The 20083-nt window shown below is 62.3% G+C and carries 22 protein-coding genes and 5 pseudogenes; 14 read left to right on the top strand and 13 right to left on the bottom strand.

The window, feature by feature from the left end:
- Nucleotides 1-16: 16 nt before the first annotated feature.
- From LG661_RS13465 to LG661_RS13455, 3 genes and pseudogenes are all read left to right on the top strand, one after another.
- Nucleotides 17-679, top strand: coding sequence for a c-type cytochrome (locus LG661_RS13465; RefSeq protein ID WP_230532411.1), 663 nt, complete (start codon nt 17-19; stop codon nt 677-679).
- Nucleotides 680-697: 18 nt separating this feature from the next.
- Nucleotides 698-1260, top strand: a pseudogene (locus LG661_RS13460) (DUF305 domain-containing protein).
- Nucleotides 1260-1844, top strand: a complete 585-nt coding sequence (locus LG661_RS13455; RefSeq protein WP_230532409.1) for a DUF6692 family protein — start codon at nt 1260-1262, stop codon at nt 1842-1844. Before LG661_RS13460 ends, LG661_RS13455 begins: the two are co-directional and overlap by 1 nt.
- A gap of 27 nt (nt 1845-1871) precedes the next feature.
- Here the strand turns inward: LG661_RS13455 and LG661_RS13450 are convergent, their stop codons facing one another.
- From LG661_RS13450 to LG661_RS13440, 3 genes are all read right to left on the bottom strand, one after another.
- Nucleotides 1872-2084, bottom strand: a complete 213-nt coding sequence (locus tag LG661_RS13450; protein ID WP_230532408.1) for a heavy-metal-associated domain-containing protein — start codon at nt 2082-2084, stop codon at nt 1872-1874.
- A gap of 156 nt (nt 2085-2240) precedes the next feature.
- On the bottom strand, nt 2241-2456 hold the full coding sequence (locus LG661_RS13445; protein WP_230532407.1) for a heavy-metal-associated domain-containing protein: 216 nt from the start codon (nt 2454-2456) through the stop codon (nt 2241-2243).
- A gap of 47 nt (nt 2457-2503) precedes the next feature.
- Nucleotides 2504-3097 carry a mismatch-specific DNA-glycosylase gene (locus tag LG661_RS13440; RefSeq protein ID WP_230532406.1) on the bottom strand — a complete coding sequence of 198 codons (594 nt, stop codon included), beginning with the start codon at nt 3095-3097 and terminating at the stop codon, nt 2504-2506.
- A 387-nt stretch (nt 3098-3484) separates the two neighbouring features.
- Between LG661_RS13440 and LG661_RS13435 the strand changes: the two genes are divergently transcribed.
- Nucleotides 3485-3772, top strand: coding sequence for a hypothetical protein (locus tag LG661_RS13435; RefSeq protein ID WP_230532405.1), 288 nt, complete (start codon nt 3485-3487; stop codon nt 3770-3772).
- 156 nt (nt 3773-3928) lie between these two features.
- Here the strand turns inward: LG661_RS13435 and LG661_RS13430 are convergent, their stop codons facing one another.
- The 8 genes and pseudogenes from LG661_RS13430 to LG661_RS13400 form a co-directional block, all read right to left on the bottom strand.
- Nucleotides 3929-4294, bottom strand: a complete 366-nt coding sequence (locus LG661_RS13430) for a DUF6064 family protein (RefSeq protein WP_230532404.1) — start codon at nt 4292-4294, stop codon at nt 3929-3931.
- Nucleotides 4295-4346: 52 nt separating this feature from the next.
- Nucleotides 4347-4568, bottom strand: a pseudogene (locus tag LG661_RS25420) (DUF6064 family protein); the annotation flags it as partial.
- A gap of 504 nt (nt 4569-5072) precedes the next feature.
- Nucleotides 5073-6161, bottom strand: coding sequence for a sensor histidine kinase (locus LG661_RS13425; RefSeq protein ID WP_230532403.1), 1089 nt, complete (start codon nt 6159-6161; stop codon nt 5073-5075).
- Nucleotides 6158-7659: pseudogene (locus tag LG661_RS13420) on the bottom strand (ATPase domain-containing protein). The gene LG661_RS13425 and the pseudogene LG661_RS13420 overlap by 4 nt, the downstream one beginning before the upstream one ends.
- Entirely contained in the window at nt 7649-7999 is a 351-nt protein-coding gene (locus LG661_RS13415) for a HigA family addiction module antitoxin (protein ID WP_268995461.1), read from the bottom strand. The pseudogene LG661_RS13420 and the gene LG661_RS13415 overlap by 11 nt, the downstream one beginning before the upstream one ends.
- A 182-nt stretch (nt 8000-8181) precedes the next feature.
- Entirely contained in the window at nt 8182-8442 is a 261-nt protein-coding gene (locus LG661_RS13410; RefSeq protein WP_230532402.1) for a DUF6894 family protein, read from the bottom strand.
- A gap of 96 nt (nt 8443-8538) precedes the next feature.
- On the bottom strand, nt 8539-9252 hold the full coding sequence (locus LG661_RS13405; RefSeq protein WP_230532401.1) for a Crp/Fnr family transcriptional regulator: 714 nt from the start codon (nt 9250-9252) through the stop codon (nt 8539-8541).
- Nucleotides 9253-9398: 146 nt separating this feature from the next.
- The gene (locus tag LG661_RS13400) at nt 9399-9647 is read right to left on the bottom strand and encodes a DUF6894 family protein (RefSeq protein WP_230532400.1); all 249 of its coding nucleotides are present in this window, start codon (nt 9645-9647) and stop codon (nt 9399-9401) included.
- Between the two features lie 271 nt (nt 9648-9918).
- On the opposite strand from LG661_RS13400, the gene LG661_RS13395 reads away from it, so the two are divergent.
- From LG661_RS13395 to LG661_RS13390, 3 genes are all read left to right on the top strand, one after another.
- Nucleotides 9919-10716: a GAF domain-containing sensor histidine kinase gene (locus LG661_RS13395; RefSeq protein ID WP_322098866.1), complete on the top strand. Its 798-nt coding sequence runs from the start codon at nt 9919-9921 to the stop codon at nt 10714-10716.
- 13 nt (nt 10717-10729) lie between these two features.
- On the top strand, nt 10730-10954 hold the full coding sequence (locus tag LG661_RS25230; protein WP_322098868.1) for a sensor histidine kinase: 225 nt from the start codon (nt 10730-10732) through the stop codon (nt 10952-10954).
- 1226 nt (nt 10955-12180) lie between these two features.
- Entirely contained in the window at nt 12181-12591 is a 411-nt protein-coding gene (locus tag LG661_RS13390) for a response regulator (protein ID WP_230532399.1), read from the top strand.
- A gap of 84 nt (nt 12592-12675) precedes the next feature.
- Here LG661_RS13390 and LG661_RS13385 read toward each other — a convergent pair whose 3' ends face one another.
- Nucleotides 12676-12825, bottom strand: coding sequence for a DUF6894 family protein (locus LG661_RS13385; RefSeq protein ID WP_230532398.1), 150 nt, complete (start codon nt 12823-12825; stop codon nt 12676-12678).
- Between the two features lie 1025 nt (nt 12826-13850).
- On the opposite strand from LG661_RS13385, the gene LG661_RS13380 reads away from it, so the two are divergent.
- Nucleotides 13851-14549, top strand: coding sequence for a CYTH domain-containing protein (locus tag LG661_RS13380; RefSeq protein ID WP_230532397.1), 699 nt, complete (start codon nt 13851-13853; stop codon nt 14547-14549).
- 35 nt (nt 14550-14584) lie between these two features.
- Here LG661_RS13380 and LG661_RS13375 read toward each other — a convergent pair whose 3' ends face one another.
- Nucleotides 14585-14857: a hypothetical protein gene (locus LG661_RS13375; RefSeq protein ID WP_230532430.1), complete on the bottom strand. Its 273-nt coding sequence runs from the start codon at nt 14855-14857 to the stop codon at nt 14585-14587.
- A 790-nt stretch (nt 14858-15647) separates the two neighbouring features.
- Between LG661_RS13375 and LG661_RS13370 the strand changes: the two genes are divergently transcribed.
- The 6 genes and pseudogenes from LG661_RS13370 to LG661_RS25415 form a co-directional block, all read left to right on the top strand.
- Nucleotides 15648-16775 carry a TAXI family TRAP transporter solute-binding subunit gene (locus LG661_RS13370; protein ID WP_230532396.1) on the top strand — a complete coding sequence of 376 codons (1128 nt, stop codon included), beginning with the start codon at nt 15648-15650 and terminating at the stop codon, nt 16773-16775.
- A 113-nt stretch (nt 16776-16888) separates the two neighbouring features.
- Nucleotides 16889-17626 (top strand): hypothetical protein, encoded by a 738-nt coding sequence (locus tag LG661_RS13365; protein ID WP_230532395.1) that lies wholly within the window; start codon nt 16889-16891, stop codon nt 17624-17626.
- A gap of 531 nt (nt 17627-18157) precedes the next feature.
- Nucleotides 18158-18295 (top strand): annotated as a pseudogene (locus LG661_RS13360) (IS256 family transposase); the annotation flags it as partial.
- A 163-nt stretch (nt 18296-18458) separates the two neighbouring features.
- Nucleotides 18459-19001 (top strand): nitronate monooxygenase, encoded by a 543-nt coding sequence (locus LG661_RS13355; RefSeq protein WP_322098867.1) that lies wholly within the window; start codon nt 18459-18461, stop codon nt 18999-19001.
- A 19-nt stretch (nt 19002-19020) separates the two neighbouring features.
- Nucleotides 19021-19557, top strand: coding sequence for a GNAT family N-acetyltransferase (locus tag LG661_RS13350; protein WP_230532394.1), 537 nt, complete (start codon nt 19021-19023; stop codon nt 19555-19557).
- A 179-nt stretch (nt 19558-19736) separates the two neighbouring features.
- A pseudogene (locus LG661_RS25415) lies at nt 19737-19937 on the top strand (transposase); the annotation flags it as partial.
- Between the last annotated feature and the right edge of the window lie 146 nt (nt 19938-20083).

Genomic DNA, 20083 nt, shown 5'->3' with positions numbered 1-20083 from the left:
TCACGGAGGATTGGGAATGGACGACCGGAAGAAAGGAATGAGCATCGGCATCGCTGCGGGCGCTGGAGTCGTCCTGGCGGTGCTCGGGGTAATTGGTCTGGTCGTTGTTTACACGGGGGCCTACAACGTCGCCGCGACGGAGGAGCACGCTTCGTTCACCCGCTGGGCCTTCGACACCACGTTCCACAACTCCGTCGAGCGCCAGGCCGACGACGTCCTCGCACCGGCCGACATTACGCCCGCCATGATTGCGGCGGGGGCTACGGCCTACAAGTCCATGTGCCAGCACTGCCATGCAGGACCCGGCGTCGACCGGGCCGAATGGGCGAACGGCATGCGGCCCAGGCCTCCGCACCTGACAGAGGCGGCGGCCGAATGGGAGCCGCAGGAGGTGTTCTGGATCGTGCGGCACGGGGTCAAGATGTCGGGCATGCCGGCCTTCGGACCGACCCATGGCGACGAGGCGATCTGGAGCATCGCCGCCTTCGTCAAGCAACTGCCGGCCATGACGCCCGAGGAATACGCACAACTCGGCAGCGCCCAGCAGGGCGGTGGCGGCCATCACGGCGGCGCAGCCCAGACCACCGGGGCGCACGGCGGAGGATCCCATGGCAGCGAACCGAGGGCGAGCGGAGCCCCTGGCGGTGGGACGCCCAGCCCGGCCCCCGCGCCGCAATAAGTTCGGAGCAGGCTTCCCATGGGCATGTCCTACTGGCGCTTCGCCGCGATGATCGCAACCTCCACGGTCTGCATGTACGGCCTGATGTACCTGAACACCTATGCCACCGAGCATGTGTTCTGGAGCGAGACCCGCGCCTGGATGGCGCTGGTCATGGGTGCGACCATGGCGGTGATCATGCTCACCTTCATNTGTACCTGAACACCTATGCCACCGAGCATGTGTTCTGGAGCGAGACCCGCGCCTGGATGGCGCTGGTCATGGGTGCGACCATGGCGGTGATCATGCTCACCTTCATGATCGACATGTACAAGAAGATGGCGTTCAACCTCGCGATCTTCGGAGGCTCCATCGCCGTGTTCGCCCTCAGCCTCTGGCTGGTGCGCAGCCAGGCGACGGTGGACGATGTGGAGTACATGAAGGCGATGATCCCGCATCACTCGATTGCGATCATGACGAGCGAACGCTCCCAGATCTCCGATCCCCGCGTGCGCAAGCTCGCCGACGAGATCATCGAGGCGCAGGAGCGGGAGATCGCGGAGATGAAGTACCTGATCACCGACCTCGAGGCGCGGGACTGATGCGGGCGTTATCCTCACAAGGCGGGCAGGCCCGGCTGGCTCTCGTGGCCGCGTTCGGCCTGCTTGTGGCCGGATGCAGCGAGAGCGAGGCGCCGGACGATGACCTGAGCTCGATCCGCGCGCCCGAGATCACCCGGATCATGCCGGCATCGGAAGCGCTGACCGGTGCGCACATCCCGAGCCTCGATCCCGCCCCGATGGTGGATGCGGCGATCCAGAAGGCGTTGGGAGCCGGTCCCCGCTGCGAGTTCCGCTACACGACCGCGGGGAGGCCGGTTCTGGCCGCGGGCATGCAGCCGGACGGGACGCCGTCGGGCGGGATCGTCAAGCTGAACGGAAGCCTGGTCCCCCTCGGCCCGGTGCCGGTCGATATCGCCGCCGGGCCGGAAGGTCTCCTTCTGCTGGCCGCCGATCCGGTCCGGGTGGCGGTGATGCCGATAATCGATGACGAGGCCGAGGAGCGCGAGGGCCTGCGGCGCCAAGAGGCGACCATGATCTTCGAGGTCGGGCAGGAGCTCAGGGTCGGATACCGGGGCTACCTGGATTGCGGGTCCGGACCGCCGGTGAGGTCATCGCGCCGGTGATTGGGGCTGACGATCCGCGCAGAGACTTCAACCAAGAGGCAGCAGGATCGGCTCGGCCGGATAGCCTGCTTCCCTGAGCGCCCGCAGAAGCTCGGATTCGAAGCGGCGCGAGATGACGCGGATCTTGCGGGCCGCCATGTTCATGTCGATGCGGGCGTGGTGATCGATGTCGTGCAGGGCGCGGACGACAAAGCCGAGGCAGCCGCTGCACACCAGGCCGGGCACGTGGAAGAGATGCATGGTCGGGATCCTCGGATGGGTTCAGGTCCCGAGGCGTCTGGCGCTTGCCACGATGGGAAGGTCAAGCCGGAACTTTGACAGAACCGACCCAGCGGCAGGACCGGGCCAGCCTCTGACCACACCAGCCTTCCCGGTCCGATCCCTGGGCCGACAGCGTCAGGCTGCCGGTTGAGACAGCCGCTCCTCGACCGTGTAGCCAGCCTTCGTGACGGCCCCGCGGATGGCGTCCTCATCCGCCCGGCCTTCGACCGTCAGCTCGCCCCGGGACAGGTCGATGACGGCTCGCTCGACCCCCTTCAGGCTTTCCACCTCCCGGGTCACGGCCAGTGCACAGTGGCCACACGTCATCCCGGACACCCGGTACCGTTCCATCTTTCTCTCCATAGGCAGGTTTCCAAAGTCTTCATTCCCGAGGCGGTTTACGCCCCCTGTTGACCGATTTCCTGTCCCCGAGCCAGGAGTAGCTGCCTGAGGCCTCGATACCAGCTCAGCTTCTGCTCGAAGGGCATGCGTGCAAGCCCGCTCGGCGAGGGCAGGACATAATCGACCGGTCCGCCAAACAGCGAGCCGGGCTGCGCCCCCCAGGGCGCCTGCGCGACCGCCGCCGCCGCTGTGTAGACCCCCTTGCCCGTGTAGGCGATCACGATGGGTTGGTGGACGGCCACGATCCGCGCGATGTGCGGCGCGCCTGCCTGCAACTCGGCACGGGTGAGATTCGCGGCCGTCCGGGTCGGGCGGGCGACCAGGTTCGTCAGCCCGAGCCCATACTCTACTACCTGCCTGTCCTCGTCGGGCCGAAAGGTGCGCGGGGTCAGGCCCGCGGCGCCCAGAAGGCGCCAGAACTGGTTGCCGCGGCCGGCATAGTGATGCCCTAGGAGCGCTGCACGGGTGCTCGGGTTGAAGCCGACGAACAGGACCTGTAGCCCGGGACCGATCACGTCCGGTAGAAAGGGCTCCTCATGCGTCGATGAACTGCCATTCGGCGGGCTGGCACCGTGGCCGTGTTCGAACATGGTTCCTCCGCTGGGCCAGTAGAACTCGGTGAGCCCGCTCCGGGCGAGTGCAGGGAAAACGCATGGCGGTGCGGATGGTTGGGCGGCGGGATTCGGGAGATACAGGCAGGGTTTCAAGCCTTGGCCGGCAAGCCGGGCGGGACGGTTCTCCTGAGTTCGTCCGCTCCACCCGGTTCGTTGCCGGAAGCGCTATTTTCTGATCCTGGCTCAGCCAGGGTCACAGAAGCGGCACAAAGGACGGTTAGGCGCTCGTGCAAGCCTAAGCCATCTTCTGTCGGCCACTTACCCCTTCCGGATCCTTACCCGGGAGAAAGGTCCAGCTTAGGTTGGGATTGGGCGCGATTCGTCGTGCTGTTCTGGACGCCAGTCGAAAACCAGGGGCAAACCATGAGAATTGATGAGCGGGCGCAAGCCCACTACCCGCGGGAGCGCGGCTATAACCTGTTTCGCAACAAGCAGCGCCCCGACCTGCTGTGCGCCGTGCCGGAGGACTACCCCGTGCCCGGCTTCATCATCGAGGAGGAGTGGGTGTTCGAGCGTGCGCTGCGCCCGTCGGATGCTGCGCCACCAGGGTTTCACGCGCGAGCGGCCTCCGCAGGGGTGCGGTTCATTGGCTTTTACCTGTTCTATCTCATCACCTCTGGTCGAGGCGATCCGCGCAGCATGGCCGCCTGAGCCGCCTCGATCTCTCAAGGTCGCGGTTTCAGCCTCCATGACCTTGAAGCGGTTTGCGTCCGCTCGGCGCCCTTATGGAGGATCGCAAACCACGCCTGGCCGGCTCGGCCGCCGGGATCGTCCTGTACTTCGCGGGCGCGATCTCCTGACCTCCGGCTACGGTGTTCGGCGCGGATGCGGGGCCTGTGTGCTCCAGGCCAGCAGGAGGACGGTTGCGAGGCCGCTCACGAGCAGCGCCCAGTCCTGCGGAACGCCGAGCAGGAAGGCCGCCGATCCGCCCACCAGCGACCACAGCACGGGGATCACAAGCATCCACCAGGGCCCCGGTTTCGTGGTCAGCAAAAGGCACCCAAAGGTGAAGATCGTCACCGGGCAGGGGATGACCCCGAACATCGGCAGGTTGGGATGGGCATGGCCGAACCACACGCCTAAGAGCGGGTACAGAACCTCGGCATAGACGATGAGCGCCAGGCCCGCCGCGCCCCGCACGCCCGAAGGCGAGCCGTCCGCTCCATGCCGCATGGAGAAACATCAGCCCTTGGAAGACGAAGGCGGCCCCGAACAGGAGGGCCGCCGGGTTAATGGCGGCGAAATGGATCCAGTGATAGGCGATGCCCGTCCACAGCCACATGAGCCCGAGGATGGCGGAGGCGATCCGATCCGCCGCGGCACCCGGCCGGACCAGGAAGCCAAGTGCAAATAGCCCGAGGCCGTAGGCAACCAGCGGTGCCGGCCAGGTCGCCGTGTTGTAGGATCCGAAAACCCCGAAGAACTGTTCAATGGTGAACGGCAGCATGGAACGAGAGTATCATGCCGCCGGCCGCTGCGCTGCTGCATGGCTGGCGCGGACGGGTCCTATTCCACCAGGATCACTCTGGCTTGGGGCCGCGGCGGGCATTCCCATCACCCTGGGAACGCTCGGGCTCGTGACCCTACTCGGCTTTGGTTTGGCGGCACGGCTCTGGCCCGCACACGATCCCGACGAGATTGAGCATGCCCATCCCGAGCTGCCGCCGGAGTACCCGCACCTGCGGGAGCATCACGGCCGCGCCCACGTCCATGCGTTCACGATTGACGACCTGCACCGGCATTGGCCGGCCAGACTGGCGACCGGGCGAAGGACGTCTGAGGAAGAGCATGAAAGGTCGAGGTCGTAAGACCTGCACATGGCGTGAGGCAAGACTTAGTCGAACTTCTGAATAAGCAGGGTAAACGGACCTTCACACGGCCACGCGGAAAGGCCGAGCTTGTCCCTAAGCCGACATTCAAATCAACGAAGCACTCCTACAAGGCTCATGATCTACGCAACAGGCGCATTGACCGTGCAGATGACCCCTGTCGGAGCGAATGCGATCTCGACTCGGCCATCAAGATCCTGAGCCAGGCTGCGCTCGATCATGCGAAATCCAAACCCACGCCGACGGGGAGCTACTACAGGCGGGCCGCCAGTCTCCGTCCATGTGAGGACCAGCCTCGGAGGTGCCGCGCCATTCTGGACCGTCCATGACACCTCGATGGTGCCGGTCTTGTTAGACAGGGCGCCATATTTGACCGCATTGGTGGCCAGTTCCTGAAGCGCCATGGCCAGCGCCAGAGCCATCCGGGGCGTCAGCCGTAAATCCCGTCCCTTGATGTGGAGACGGTTCTCGCCATAGGTTTGGTAAGGCGCGAGAGCCTCTCTGACGACCTCAGTCAGGTTGGCTCCTTCCCAGTTCTCACCGGTGAGCACGTCATGAGCGCGTGACAGGGCGAGCAGCCGCGTTTCCAGGGCCTCCTTTGCATCCCTCGTCGTCTCCGCGGTTCGCAAAGTCTGGGCTGCAATCGACTGCACCGTAGCGAGAGTATTCTTTACGCGATGGTTCCGTTCGTTGATGAGCAGCCTCTGGTGCTCGGCGGCGCGTTGCTCCTTCTGGAGCAACCGGGTCAGGCGCTCCTCACCATCGCGCAGTTCCTGTAGCCGCGCTCGTGCCTCATACTGGCGTCGGCGGCCGCGCAGGGCAGCCTGTGCGAGACTCACCAGCGTTGCCGGATGGAACGGGCGCTCCAGAAAAGTCACGTTCCCGAGGACCTGGGTGAGGCGAGACAGGGCTGGATTACGTTCGATGCTGCCACCACGCATCGTGAGGAGCACGAAGCTGAGGTCCGACCAGGACGCCTTGTTCGACAGCCACTGCGAAAGAGCGCTCAGATTGGCGGTTCGCAAGGCATCATCTGTGATGATGGCGAAGCCGACGCCATGCTCGATCTCCTGCACAAGCGCAGACAGATCAGGGCAGATGTCCGCCGTGATGCCTGCCGCACGCAGGATGTCGGCTGCTACTGCCGCATCCCGCCCACGGGGAGCGTGGATCAGCGCTTGCTCTGAGGAGGCTTGAACCGGCTTCTTCACGACGCTGGGTCTTCCAGCAGGAATGCGCTCTCCTTATCGGCAAAGACAGGAATGCCGCGCAGAATGCCCTGGAAGCCCTCCAGAGGTTCTCCGATGACAATGCCATGGCTGCTGATCCGCATCTCCCGGATGGTGTTCTCGTGCGAGCCAAACCGCTTTTTGATGATCGAGAGTGCCCGCCGGACCCGGCCAAAAGCCTCGAAGTAGCGCAGCAGGATCACGGTATCCGCCAGATAGGTGATATTGACGGGGGCCTTCACGTCACCCACGAGGCCGTGCTGAGCCACCGTCAGGAAGGTCGATGCGCCCTGCCGGTTCAGATACTGCAACAGCTCATGAATGTGCAGGACCAGAAACTGCTCCTCCGGCATGGATGCCTGTAGCCATTGAGGCTGTCGATCACGACGGTTTTGACCGCATCACGATCAATTCTGGTCCGAACCCGGTGGGTGAACTCCCCTGGAGACTGCTCGGCGGCGTCGACCTGCTCGATGAACAGGTTGCCCGTGTCGCGAAGGGCCTCCAGGTCCATTCCCAACAGCCTGGCCCGGTCGAGCAGAAGGCTCAGCTCTTCGTCGAAGATGAACAGAGCGGCCTTTTCGCCGCGCTCGGCCGCGGCAACCGCGAACTGGAGCGCAAGAAGGGACTTGCCGGATCCGGCAGGACCGATCAGCAGGGTGCTTGAGCCTTGCTCAATTCCGCCGCCCAGGAGCGCATCGAGCTGAGCGATGCCGCTCGTGAGCACGTCGCGCGCAAAGGTGGTCTTGTGCTCGCCGGAGACGAGGCGGGGGAACACCTGGACGCCACCCTCGGCAATGGTGAAGTCGTGAAAGCCGCCCCGGAAACTCTGGCCTCGATACTTGATCACGCGCAGCCGGCGACGCTCGGCGCCATAGGTCGGTGTGAGCCCCTCCAGACGGATCACCCCATGGGCGATGCTGTGGACGGTCTTGTCGTTGGTATCCGTGGTGAGATCATCCAACAACAGGACTGTTGCGCCCTGCTTGGCGAAGTAGTGCTTCATGGCCAGGATCTGGCGGCGGTAACGCAGGGAGCTTTGCGCCAGAAGGCGGATCTCCGACAGACTGTCGAGCACATTGCGCACCGGCTGGGCCTGATCGATGGCCGCAAATACCGCCTTCGTGGTCTCACCGAGCTCAAGGTCGGACGAGTAGAGCAGGCTCTGCTGGTGTTTCTCGTCAAGAAGGTTCTCGGGCGGGAGGAGTTCAAAGACGTGAACGGCGTCACCGATGGACCAGCCATGTAAGGCCGCGCCATTGCGCAGCTCCTGCTCTGTTTCGGAGAGCGTGATGTAGAGTCCCTTCTCGCCCGCCTTGGCGCCCTCCAGCAGGAATTGCAGTGCAACAGTCGTCTTGCCGGTGCCCGGGCTGCCCTCCAGAAGATAGACGTGCCCGGGAGCCAGACCCCCGACGAGGATGTCATCAAGACCCGCAACACCAGTCTTCGCCTTTGTTGCCGGCTGGGGCCTAACGGCCATGGCGAAGTCCGATCTCCATCTGGATGGCTGCTGGAAGGGTATGGGTTGGGATGAGGCTCAGCACGCCGGAGAGGGCCTGTTCGGCATGCCAAAGGTCATAGTGTTGTTGCAGGTTAAGCCAGAACTGGGGTGTCGTGCCTGAGAGGCGCGCCAGGCGTGTGGCCATCTCAGGGCTGACGGCAGCGGTGCCGGCGAGTACGCGGTGGAGGGTCTGACGGGCGATACGGAGTTCGCGGGCCGCCTGGCTCACGGACAAGGCAAGACCAGGCAGAACCCGGTCATGAAGAACAGAGCCCGGGTGGGGCGGAGGCGCTGGCGCGGTATTTTGAGATTGGGACATGATTTGGGGTAGGCCTCTCATCCGTCGCGTTATGGGTTACAGCCAGCCGGAAGCAAGAGCCTGCGTCCAAATTGAACACCAGGTTGAGCACTTGCGACGAGGTCTGCACAGGGCTGCCCCTGAATAGCACGGCCCCTCACGACACGGTCTGGTAAGAGTAACGCGTTCCGGAGGTCTTGACTTCACGCGCGCGGAGACTGTGGCGGCGGTTCCACCCGATCAACCTGCATCGACACCGTGATGGTCAGCACCCGCTGGCGATGCTCGTTCTTCACCTCGACCGTGATCTCACGGCTGCCGCCCGTCGGCAGCCGGTCCCGTCCGATCTCAGCCGCCGTGCAGGCGGCCTCGTGCTCGGCGGCGTCGAGGCTGTCGAACTCCAGGCCGTCTTCATCAGGGGTTAAGCGGGCTCCCTCCCGCACGTCGAAATAGAACCGAGGCACTGCGCAGTTTCTCCGCCGACGTGCCTACAAGAGCGGAGAGGAGTGGTTGGTTCGGTCTTCCGCAAGGCGATTATCGAAGGCGGCGCATTGCTCCTGCTAGCGTGGCTCGACTTCCAGGCTCAGGAAGGTCGGGTCGAACTCGGCAATCTCTTGCAGGCGCGGCCAGTCCTCGATGGCCAGGGCTTCACCGCGCCAGGTGATCAACCCCTCCTTGCGCAGGTCCTGGAGGACCCGGTTGACGTGGACGGTCGAGAGCCCAAGGCTGTCGCCCAGCTCGGCTTGGGTCAAAGGGAGATCAAAACTGTCATCCGTGACCAGCCCGACTGCCCGCAGACGAACGAACAACTCGCAGAGCAGGTGAGCCATATGCTCACGGGCCGAGCGTCGCCCCATGGCCACGATCCACTGGCGGTGGATGGCTCCATCAACGACAATGTTCACCGCAAGTAGACGCGCCAGGTGGGGGTGGTTTTCGGAGATCCCGCGCAGCGTCTCGTGGGCGATGGTGCCGACCGTGCAGGGCGTGATCGCCATGACGGCGTGGTCCGTCTTCTTCACGAGGAAGCTGTGGAGGTCGACAAAGTCGCCAGGCACGTGAAGGGCCGTGATCTGGCGCTTGCCGTTCCTGAGAAGGCTGTAGCGCGCGGCAAAGCCTTTGATGAGGAAAGTACTCTCGGCGGGGCAGTCCCCCTCCCGGATCATGTCCTCACCCTTTGGGACCGCTCTTTGCCGAACGATGGCGCCCTCAAGAAGCTGTCGCTCCGTGTCCGAGAGGCGGTCGTACTGCTCAAGCTTATGGATGAAAGGCAAGGTCAGGACGGACTCCTTCCGGAGGATGGCTGTCGATGTCCATCAGCGTAGCGGAACCGGCACAGGAAGGCGAGTAGAGCTCGGCTCATACCTCTGGCTGCTGTCCGGTAGCGTTTCAAAAACAGCCACCGCCGACACCGCCATCCTCACGCGGGTGTGCGGACCACCCGATGAGCCGTCACGAAAACCGCCACGGTGAGGACCGGTTGGCCCTGTTCGTCCATGACCTGCACAGTGACATCAGAGGAGCTGCCGTTCGGCGGACTGTCATGGCCAATCCCAGCGGCAGCCCGCATGGCCTCGGCTTTGGCGGCGTCGAGACTGTCGAGCTCAAGCCCGTCATCATCGCGAGCGAAGTCATTTCCCACGGATACGTCGAAATAGAAGTGAGGCACGGCGACTCCCCCTCGGACAGGTGCCTACAAAATCATCGGGAGATCGGATGTTCAACATTTCGTAAAAATAGCTGCGGTGACATGAAAGGCTTGGCTGAGGTAGGATCTCATCCCGGCAAGGGGGACTGACCTGACGAGGCAGACGATTATGGGGCGGATTTGGCCGCCATCGACCGCATCTCAGCGGTTCCGACAATCCTCGAAGTGGTGTGCCGCACGACGGGGACGGGCTTCGCCGCTGTAGCGCGGGTCACCGAGGATCGCTTGTGCCGTGCGTGACGACATTGAGTTCGGCCTCCGGCCCGGCGGCGAGCTGAAGGTCGAGACCACCATCTGCCACGAGATCCGGCAGTCTGAGCAGCCCGTCATCATCGATCATGTCGCCGAGAGTGAGGCGTACCGCCAGCATCACACCCCGGCGATATACGGCTTCCAGAGCTATATCTCGATGCCGATCATTCTTGCGGACGGCACCTTCTTCGGCACTCTTTGCTCCATCGACCCTCGCCCGGCGCGGCTGAACAGTCCCGAGACGATTGGCATGTTCAGGTTGTTCGCGGAGCTCATCGGCTTTCACCTGAACGCGAGCGAGCGGCTGGCAGCCAGCGAGGCCAATCTTCTGGATGAGCGCAAGACCTCGGAACTGAGGGAGCAGTTCATCGCCGTGCTTGGCCACGATCTGCGCAACCCGCTTGCCTCCATTGATGCCGGGACCAGAATGCTGCTGAAGGAGCCTCTCAGCCCGAAGGGCGCGACCCTCGTCGGTCTGATTCAGAGCAGCGCTGGCCGCATGGCCGAGTTGATCGACAACGTGCTCGACCTTGCACGGGGCTGCTTGGGAGGTGGTCTTTCGCTGGAACGTGACGCACAGGTGCCTCTCGGCCTGGTCCTGGAGCAGGTAGTCGACGAGCTACGGGCTGCCTGGCCTGAACGCGTCATCGAGACACAGCTCTCCGTGACCGAGGCCGTGAGCTGCGACTGCGCCCGCCTCGCTCAGTTGCTCTCGAATCTGGTCGGCAACGCGCTCATGCACGCGCGGCCGATGAGCCGATCCAGGTCCGCGCCTTGACCGATCAGGATGCATTCGAACTGTCGGCTTCCAACAAAGGCGATCCGATTCCGCCTGCCACAGTCGAGCGTCTTTTCCAACCCTTCTTCCGTTTCCGTGTGGCCGACCGGCAGGGCCAGCAGGGCTTGGCCTCGGGCTGTACATTGCCTCAGAAATTGCCCGCGCGCATGGGGGCACGCTCCAGGTTTCCTCCGAACCCAGGGAGACGTGCTTCACCTTCCGTATGCAGTTGGCCTGAAGCCGGGAGCTCTGGCATGCAGGGAGTCCGATTATAAACGTCGCCTTTTGGCACATTCCGGAAGTAGGCTGAAAGTCCGATTATGAGGCAGGAGCAGACGAAGATCAGTCGTGCTCGCAAAACGAAGGCCGCCCGATTGGGCGGCCTCCATTGGGTCGGCTGCGGCAACATTCGGTCACTTGGGCCGACCTTCGCTTCTCATTTCACAAGCTCTCGGACGTCCTCAAGGCTCACGTCGATGGGAGTGCAGCAGTACCGACACATAGATCCTGTGCCTCTCGAAACAATCGGATAACCTTCGTGACCGAACCGGCAAGGACATTCCTGCGTTAGGAAAGCATGCAGCAGTAGCTTTGCGAGCAGGGTAAGCTCATGAACCAGTCACAGGCCATAACAGTTAAAGAAGCCAGCACCAATGCGAACCAAAAGACCTCCGATGTAGGCGCCTCATTTCAGCGAGCGTCGGTCTTGTTCGTGGCCTCTGTTAGCGGTTTCATTGGAGCGAGTCTTCTGCTGGCCAGCATGTAGTAGGACATAGCCGGCTCCTGTATGCTTCCGGGGACAGCCATAACCAGGGAATTGATGCACTCAGTTCTTGTCCAAGCGGAAGGCTGCGGGGCACTCCCTTGGTCCTCGCGAAGCACCTCGGTTCACACTAGGGCGTTTCTCTTCTGGCGGGCTGAACTAAGAAGCCCCGCCCGGGGTAGATCCGGACGGGGCTTCCTGGGGTAGGCCGCGATGCGTCTCACAGCCGTAGCTCTGTGATAGCGACGAAAGGTTAGCGAGTTCCTACCTGGAGCCCCGCGATGGCACGGATGGAGTGCTCCCAGATCACCGTCATAACCAGCACTCCAGGTTATCGGGTCATCGGCAGAGGACTGGTTCTACTCCAGATCGTGGCGCGATAGTACCCTTTCCAGGCGCTGGTAAGCCCTGGTTAAGCTTAGCCTCGTAATGAAACCGTACCGAGGCGCCAAACCGCTGACCGCCAACATCAGCGGCGCTTGGCTCTTCGCCCCTTCCAGGGCCGCTCTGTGCGGCCCTTTTTTCTTGGAGAGCTGGCGAACACACCGTGAAGCAGGATCACCTGGAGACCTGTGGATGATCACGGCTTGGAGCGGATCAAGGTTGTGGGATTGGCGCCGTCTAGGCGGAGTAAGGGTCCCGGGAACGGAACGGCTCCGCTTTTGTTAGGCACCTACGAGGCTACGAGTATGGTCCTGCCTATGAGCCACTTGTCGTCCGAGCACCGTATGGTGGTTCTTGTGGTCGAAGACCAAACCCTCGTGCGCATGTTCATCACCGACTTTCTCGCCGAGGCCGGCTTCAAGGTTTTCGAGGCCGTGAATGCCGACGAGGCCGTACAGATCCTTGAGGCCCGCCCTGACGTGCAGGCTGTTGTCACGGACCTTGAGATGCCGGGCTCCATGAACGGGATTAATCTGGCTCACGTTGTGCGGGAGCGATGGCCGGGGACCGGGATCATCGTCACCTCCGGCCGCGAACGCCCTGGCCCCGACGATCTGCCTGAGGATGCGGTATTCCTCGCCAAACCGTACCTGCCCGAGACTGTCATTGGTGTCGTCCGTCAGATGGCCACACCGCAGGTGGTAGAGCCCGCGCCAGTGCAGATCTAAAGCCCGCTACTGTAGGCTCGCTCCCAGAGGGATCGAGAGCAGAACGCTTCCCTGCGGGCAGACAACATCGAGTTGCCAATCCCCTCATTCCTCGTCTGACTGATCGGCCTCTTCGCGGATCTCCTGGAGGACCTGCAGGGCAAGGCTGTGGGCGACATCTAGGTCCGGAACATCGACACCTGCATTGTCCGGGATCATCTCGTGGCCGTTCACGAGGTGGAAGTAGCAGCGCATTTTTTGCGTCTGTAAGTTGCGCAAAGTCGCTGTTTGCAAACAGCGACTTTGCGCAGGATAGTAATCCGGATGCTCCTGCCAGAGCTTGGCCGCCTCCGCGCCACCCTGGACAACGGTCTGCCGTAAACCATGTGACGAAGAAAACGTGTGAGGCTTCTTGAGCTTCGTGTTGCCGGCTAGTTAACTTCGCCAGAGCAACACACTTGGAAGCACCTCTCATGGCTGACACGGCGCGGATCGAGGAGCTTGTCCGTATTCGGACGGCGATGGGCTTTTCGCAGGCCGAAATGGCCTACAGGCTTGAACGGCGATGGGCTTTTCGCAGGCCGAAATGGCCTACAGGCTTGAGATGACTGTGCGGGAGTACCAGGCATTTGAGTGGGGGAGTGCGGGATCCCGAACGTCTATTGGTGGGCAATCGAGCGCTTGGCTCTGGCTTAAGCGGCGCAGGAAAGGAGCCCGAGGATAGTGCCTGCCACTGTGGCTATGGATATTAATGCGGTCATGCCGCTAGTACGGGCCATCACAGCCTGAATGTCAGCCTTGGCTGAAAGTATTGTCAGGGAACTCAGACGGCGCGGCCCCAATGGGGGCTCGGTCGCAAACCCGATGGCGCGCAATCGCTGATGCTACAGTATTCGGCCAGTGCGAGTTCGCCAGTACAAATAAGTAGAAGTCAAGTTGCGGCAGAACCAAAAGAGAAGCGCCCTGCTCACGCAGAGGCGCTTAGTTCCAAGGGAAGTGTGCTCCCAGCCCTCCGGCCTCGGACAGCAACAGAATGGCTGATTTACGAAGGTGTGGCTGTACCAAGAAGGACACAACGGCGGATACATGCTGCAGATACGGATTCCTTAGGCGATCTTCTTCGAGGCTTTGATCCTCACCACCAGCTTCGGCGGGAGGATTCCGGCCTGCAAAGCAGGAAAGGCCGGCTCCGGCAGCTTCTGGTCTGCGGGCCCATGCTCTAGATGGAGGGCAGGGCGGGTTCTGGCTCCGAGCCGGTCCGCCCTGAGAGGACCTCCCGAATGAGCACGCGCCGTCAGTTTATCGTCCCTCCATCTCTGGCCCGCCTGATCCAGCGCGAGAAGGGCGGCGCATATGTGCTGGAGGGCTACTTCCCGGACCGGCCGCAGCGCAGTGCCCTTGTGCGGATCGAGGAGACCCGGAGCAGCCTGATCCTCGTCTGCCATCCTGCGGAAGCCCCCGAGGAGCGCGCTGACATCTCTGCCGCTCAGGCACAGGCCCTTCTCGCCGTCAGCGCCGGGCAGGTGGAATACGTCCGTGTTGACCTGTCGATCGGCTCTTATGAGATCCAGCTCCAGCACTTCATCCGGCCGGGTCTCCTGGATCTGATCTCAGTGGACCTGGAGGAGGATGGCCGGGCGTTCCAGTCTCTGCCCTGGTTTGGCGCTGAGGTCACGAGCGAAGCTGCCTACAGGAACCGGAGGATAGCCCTGAACGGACCTCCCGCCGCCCCTGAGGTGGAGCTCACAGACGAGATGCTCAACAGTCTGCTCGACCTTCTGGAGAACAGGAAGACCCCGTGGGCAGCGCCAGAGGGTGCGATCTCTCCGGAGGACACAGGCATTGATCCATCCGCCGCGTCAGGCTCTGAAGAGCTGGCCGGATCGGTATCTGATGATCAGGACGCCGATGGTCTTGGGATTGAGGATGAGGTCATCCGGGAGCTGGCACGCTCACTCCGCCCGCATGCCCGCTCCTAGAGCAGCCTGCTTGCACAAGAGGTGCCTGGCCGTGATCACCGGCTGAGAGTGCGCGAGGATCTGTTTTCGATCACAACGGTCCGCCGTCCAGCCACGGACCGGGACACGGGCGGCCGGGGCGAAGCCAGTGCAGCCTTCTTTACAGCGGCTCTGACCTCATCTTCCGGCAGTCCCATCAGCATGGCGGCAATCTGCGTCTGCCCTTCGATGTGCTCGGCCAGTCCCTGAGCGGCGAAGATCGCCTCCTCCAGGGTCGGCGGATCAAACCGGGTCCGGTAAGTTCTCTGGGTCGGCTTTTTGTTCTTCACACTCACTCGCGTTCTCCTGAAGCTCCCAGGTAGCGCAGGCTGCATCCTGCGGGGAAGAGCAGATCCTCGAGAGCTGGCTTGCACATCGTGCAGGTCAACCACTTCTGCAGGCTTTTCGTGAGCAGTGGTCAGGTGCAAGTACAAACGCTAAGCTTCTCCCCGGGGCTCCATGATCCATTAAGCCAATCCAGCAAGGGGCTAACGAGCTTTGTTCCTTCTCGGCCATTCACTGTATGGGCACGATCTCTAGAGACTAGCGCATCGTGCGACGGGCAGGGAGGGAGCCGGTAGCTCCCACTAGGCTCTACGACTCAACGGAAGTCCGATACCACGTGCTCCGGGCTTGGAGCGGTACTCGCCCCCGGAATGTTGATTGCAGTTGAGACGTAGAATCATTCTTCGGGAAGCTACTTTGAGCGAGCGGACATGAGATCCGCTTCCCGTCAGTAACCTGTCAGATCGCCCCCGTATGTACCAAAAGTTGCCGCGATGTGACGCCGCAGCCTCGTGTTCGCGTAGCCACGGTCCGGAATATTTTCCTGTTCCACAACCGTACCGTGAGCAGTGGCCGAAGGACATCTCGCCAGGAGCGTGCAAGGCCACATCGAAGGTGCTGAAGCAACTCAGCCACAATTGCATTGATGTTTTCGAGGCGACCAGTGCGGAAAATTTTCGTACCATTTCAGCGGCTTAGCGCCCTTATTCTTGCCAGAATTTGCTTGTCTGGGCAGCGTGCACCGGCGGGACACAATCGCCAAGAACGAGCCGGCTGTCGAAGAAGGGACAGAGGATGAAATCCGGAATCAGAAGGCTTGCAGTCGCGTTTGCGGCTACGCTGACACTTGCGGCGCTGGTGGGAAATACCGGATCCACCTCTGCCGCGCCGGTCAAGCAAGGTGCCGCCAACCAGCAGAACACAGTCTCGATCGTATCTGGCACTCCTGCCGGTACATATCTCCAGATTGCCTATGATCTTTCTGCCGTTCTGGATGATCCAGAGGGGATTCGCGTTCTCCCGCTGATCGGCAAGGGTGGTGCGCAGAACATCCGCGATGTCCTTTCGCTCAAGGGCGTTGATATGGGAATCGCTCAGACGACCGATCTCAATCGGTTGAAGGAGAACCGCGAGCAGGGCGATTTGTCGAAGCGACTCGTCTACATCGCAAAGCTCTATAATGAGGAACTGCATCTGCTGGCACGCTCCGATATCCGCTCAGTGCAGGACCTTCAGGGTAAGACGGTCAACTTCAGCGATATCGGCGGCGGCACACAGTTCGTCGCGCGCGAACTCTTCGAGAAGCTCGGGGTGAAGGTTCGCGAGGTCAATATGGGCCAGGCAGACGCAATCGAGCAGATGAAGTCCGGCGAGGTCACAGCGACGGTCTATGTAGCTGGAAAGCCAGGATCTGCTTTTGCGCGCGTGCCGAAGGATGCTGGCTTCCACTTCCTTCCGGTGCCCTATGGGCCCGAATTCGAGGAAAGCTATTACCCGGCGACCCTAGAGTCAGCGGACTATCCCAGTCTCGTTCCGGAGGGGCAGTCGGTCGAGACGATCGCGGTCGGCGCCGTGCTGGTGGCGTATAACTGGCCCACGCGCTCGGCTCGCTACAAGCAGCTTGAGGCCTTCGTCGAAGCTTTCTTCGACAAGATCGACCAGTTTCAGAAGGAGCCGCGCCATCCAAAATGGCGGGAGGTCAACCTCGCCGTCGACGTACCGGGATGGTCCCGCTTTGAGCCCGCGACGCGCTTCCTGCAGGAAGCGGCAGCCCAGACGACCTCCGCGGCAGCGCAGCGGCCCGACGATAACTCTGCACTGAAGGCCGAGTTCGAAAGGTTCGCGAAGGAACGCGGCCTCTCAAGCTCCGATCGCAAGAAAGTCTTCGACGAGTTCATCCAGTGGCGGGAGAAGGCACAATGAGCGGCCGGCAACGCCAGGACCTGCAGAATTTGAGCTGGATGCTAGGCGAAGGCCAAAATGCCGGATCCCGAACGGAGCTCCCTCTCCGCAGCCGGGCGCAGGTTCGGAGCCGGATGAGCCTTCGCACAGTGGCGGCTGTCGTGATGCCGCTACTCCTCGGAGCGGGAGGTGTATCTCTCATGATGGGACAGGAAGAGACCCATCTGCCCGAGCCGGACCTCGAAGCTTCAGTCACGGCGATCGCGGGCGAAAGTTCGGCGCATTCCATAGCAGTGGCTCAGGCCCTAGCGGCACCAACCCAGGCCACGCCGAACCCTACCGCCATCGCCCCTGCCTTGGCCGCGCCGGCACCGCAGACGGACCTTGAGAGCATGGACCCGCCCGCAGCATCGGTCGCGCTCACGGAGCCGGAGCCTATCGCCACTGCGCCAACAGTGACTGCTTCTATCCCCCAGAGTAACTCCGAACCCCAGCCCTCGCTAGCTGCAGCCGCACCCGAAGTCGGGAAAGCCCCGTTCCCTGTTCCCGGGAAGATACTAGAACAGGAAGCCGCTCCGGCGGCCCCGGAGCCTAGAGTACCTGTCACCATCACGGCTATGGAGATAGAGGCTTATCTTGCGAAGGCCGAACGGGCCCTGAGCAGCGGGGATCTTGCAGTAGCACGTTCCTTCTTCGCACGCGTCTTCAATGGCGGCGACGCTCGCGGCGCCCTCGGCATGGCCCGAACCTATGACGAGGAGGTGCTCAAGAAACTGCCTGTGTTCGGTCAGAAGCCCAATAAGGCGGAGGCGGACCGCTGGAACGAGATTGCACAGCAAAGGGGTGCATCAGCAAGCGCCCCGGTGAACTGACCGTCCCGTCAGGTTCGCCACGCCACCCACCACTAAAAGTCCCGCCGCACCGAGTAGGCCGAACTTTGACTTAGGCGGCGGATCCAGGAGATCTGCCAAAGACAGGTGTGCTATGTGTCGTCGCTGGGCCCCGCGCTTCAGCTGTCGGGGCGAAGACGTGATCGGCGGGGCAGGCCGACCGACAGCGACCTCTGAAGCGTTCAACGGCCGTTTCGGAGCGGAGTGTCTGAACTAGCACTCCTTTCTGAGCCTGCCGATGCGCGCGAGAATATGGGGACTTGCGTCGATACTACCACGAGGAGCGGCTACACGGTGCTATCGGGAATAAGCCCGCGGTTGTGCAGACTAAATCGGTTGATGCAGATCAAGGTCGGAAAACTCTAATCTCTGGAAATCCGATTGTTGGACTCGGCTCATGGTACTCCCGACGTGATACCGGTTCGGAGGCAAGAGCGGGCTCCCGCCCTAGCCCTAGGTCAAACGGGGCCATAGGGCCAATGCTCGTGAGGGTGGCTTATGAGCAACCTTCGCGCGGTCCTCCGCCTCGTGGGAGCCCCGATGCTGGAGCAGAATGACGAGTGGGCGGTGAGCCGGCGCTACATGTCGCAGGAAAGTCTGAGCACTCTGAGCGATGATCCCGTTCGCCGGTTGTCGGCCATGACCGCCTGAGCAACCCGGCCCAGCCGAGGACTGGCGCTCATACACCACCCCACGGGATACGCTCAAGCCCACCCGCGTTCATGCAGATAGCTCCAGGGGGCCTAGGCTATCTCTTACTGAGATAGCAGTAATCAATGTACACCAATTGTGTGGCAAGCTGTTGGCAGTGACAATGAGATCACGGAGGTGCATCATGTCATTCCGTGATCGAGCGGAGGCGTTCTGTAGCCATTTCGGCATACGAGTGCCCATTCTCATGGCGCCAATGGTAGGCGCCAGCGCCCCAATCTTGTCCATCACAGTGGCAAACGCTGGCGGCTTGGGTGCATGCGGGGCGCTGCTTATGCAGCCCCAAGAGATCCTAGCTTGGGCAAGAGTTGTCCGGCAGTCAAGAAGCGGCGCCTTCCCGCTCAACCTCTGGATCCCCGACCCACCACCGGTTCGGAATCCTGAGCACGAAGGGCGGGTTCGAGCATTTCTTGCATCCTGGGGACCCGAGATGTCACCTAAGGCTGGTGATAGCGTTCCGCCAGCCTTCAACGCGCAATGGGAAGCCCTGATCGAGGCTGCACCGCCGATCGCCTCCTCCATTATGGGCTTGTTTCCTCCAGAGGATGTGCGGAGGCTCAAGGCCAAGAGGATTGCTTGGTTCGCGGTTACCTCGACTGTCGCTGAAGCAGAAGCCGCTGAGGCCGCGGGAGCATATCTGGGATGACGCGCAAAAGGATGCTGTGGTGACAGGGCAATCCGGAATCCGCCGCTATGAGGCCCAGGATCAGGCGGCCGTGCGAGATCTGTTCGTCCGCATTAATCGCGAGTTGGCGCCCGCCCATCTGAAGGAGCAGTTCGAGACGTACATTGCCCTCGCGCTGCGTGATGAGATTGATCGGATCCCCAGCTACTACTCGGCCAGCCGAGGGGCGAGCTTCTGGGTCGCGGTCGATGAGCACGGGCTCATGGGAAATTTCGGCCTTGAGCCTGCCGCAGGTGACACTATGGAACTGCGCCGCATGTATGTCGGCTCAGAATTCCGCCGGAGAGGGTTAGGTCGTCTGATGCTCGCCCATGCCGAACGCGTCGCGCTGGATCAGGGTAGCGCCAGGATGTTGCTTAGCACCTCAGAGCTTCAGGAAGCTGCAATCCTCCTCTATCGCTCGGCTGGCTATCAGTTGGTTCGCGAGGAAGTCGCGACGGCGGCTACAAACAGGACGGTCGGCAGCAGTCTTCGACGCTATTATTTCGAGAAAGAACTCATAGGCCGGGGCACCTGAACGATGCCGAAGATCTCTATCGTGCTCGATCTACCCACCCTCCTCAATTTCCTTACGGCCCTGCCGGCGATGCAGCTTGCTCCCGGCCCCGGCATGCGACTCATCATTGGCCGCGGCATCGGCCAGGGTCGGCATGTCTCGCTTCTCACCGCCGCCGGGACAATCTTGCTCGCCGCAACCCAGGGGCCATGCGCCAGCGGCGGGAGGTGGTCGAGCATCCTTTCGGCACGATCAAGATGCGCGTGTGCGCCACCCACTTCCTGTTGAAGACCTTGCCGAAGGTTGCCTGCGAGATGGCCCTGCACGTGCTGGCCTACAATCTCACCCGGGTGCTGAACATCCTGGGCATCCGACCGCTGATGGCCGCCCTTAGGGCCTAGGGGCAGGGCTGTGCTCGTGTCATCACGCCTGTGACACGCCGGATCCTCGCTTCAGAGACGATGGAAGCCTCATTCCATTGACGATCAGCCAATCCGCGTTCGCCAATGATGGTGAAGCGCTTTGGAGCGGGGAAAGCCGCGATCTG

This window comes from Microvirga roseola, assembly GCF_020866965.1.
GTDB classification, from domain to species: domain Bacteria; phylum Pseudomonadota; class Alphaproteobacteria; order Rhizobiales; family Beijerinckiaceae; genus Microvirga; species Microvirga roseola.
Note: the sequence above shows the minus strand (reverse complement) of the source record. Positions and strands in the feature narration are given on the sequence as shown.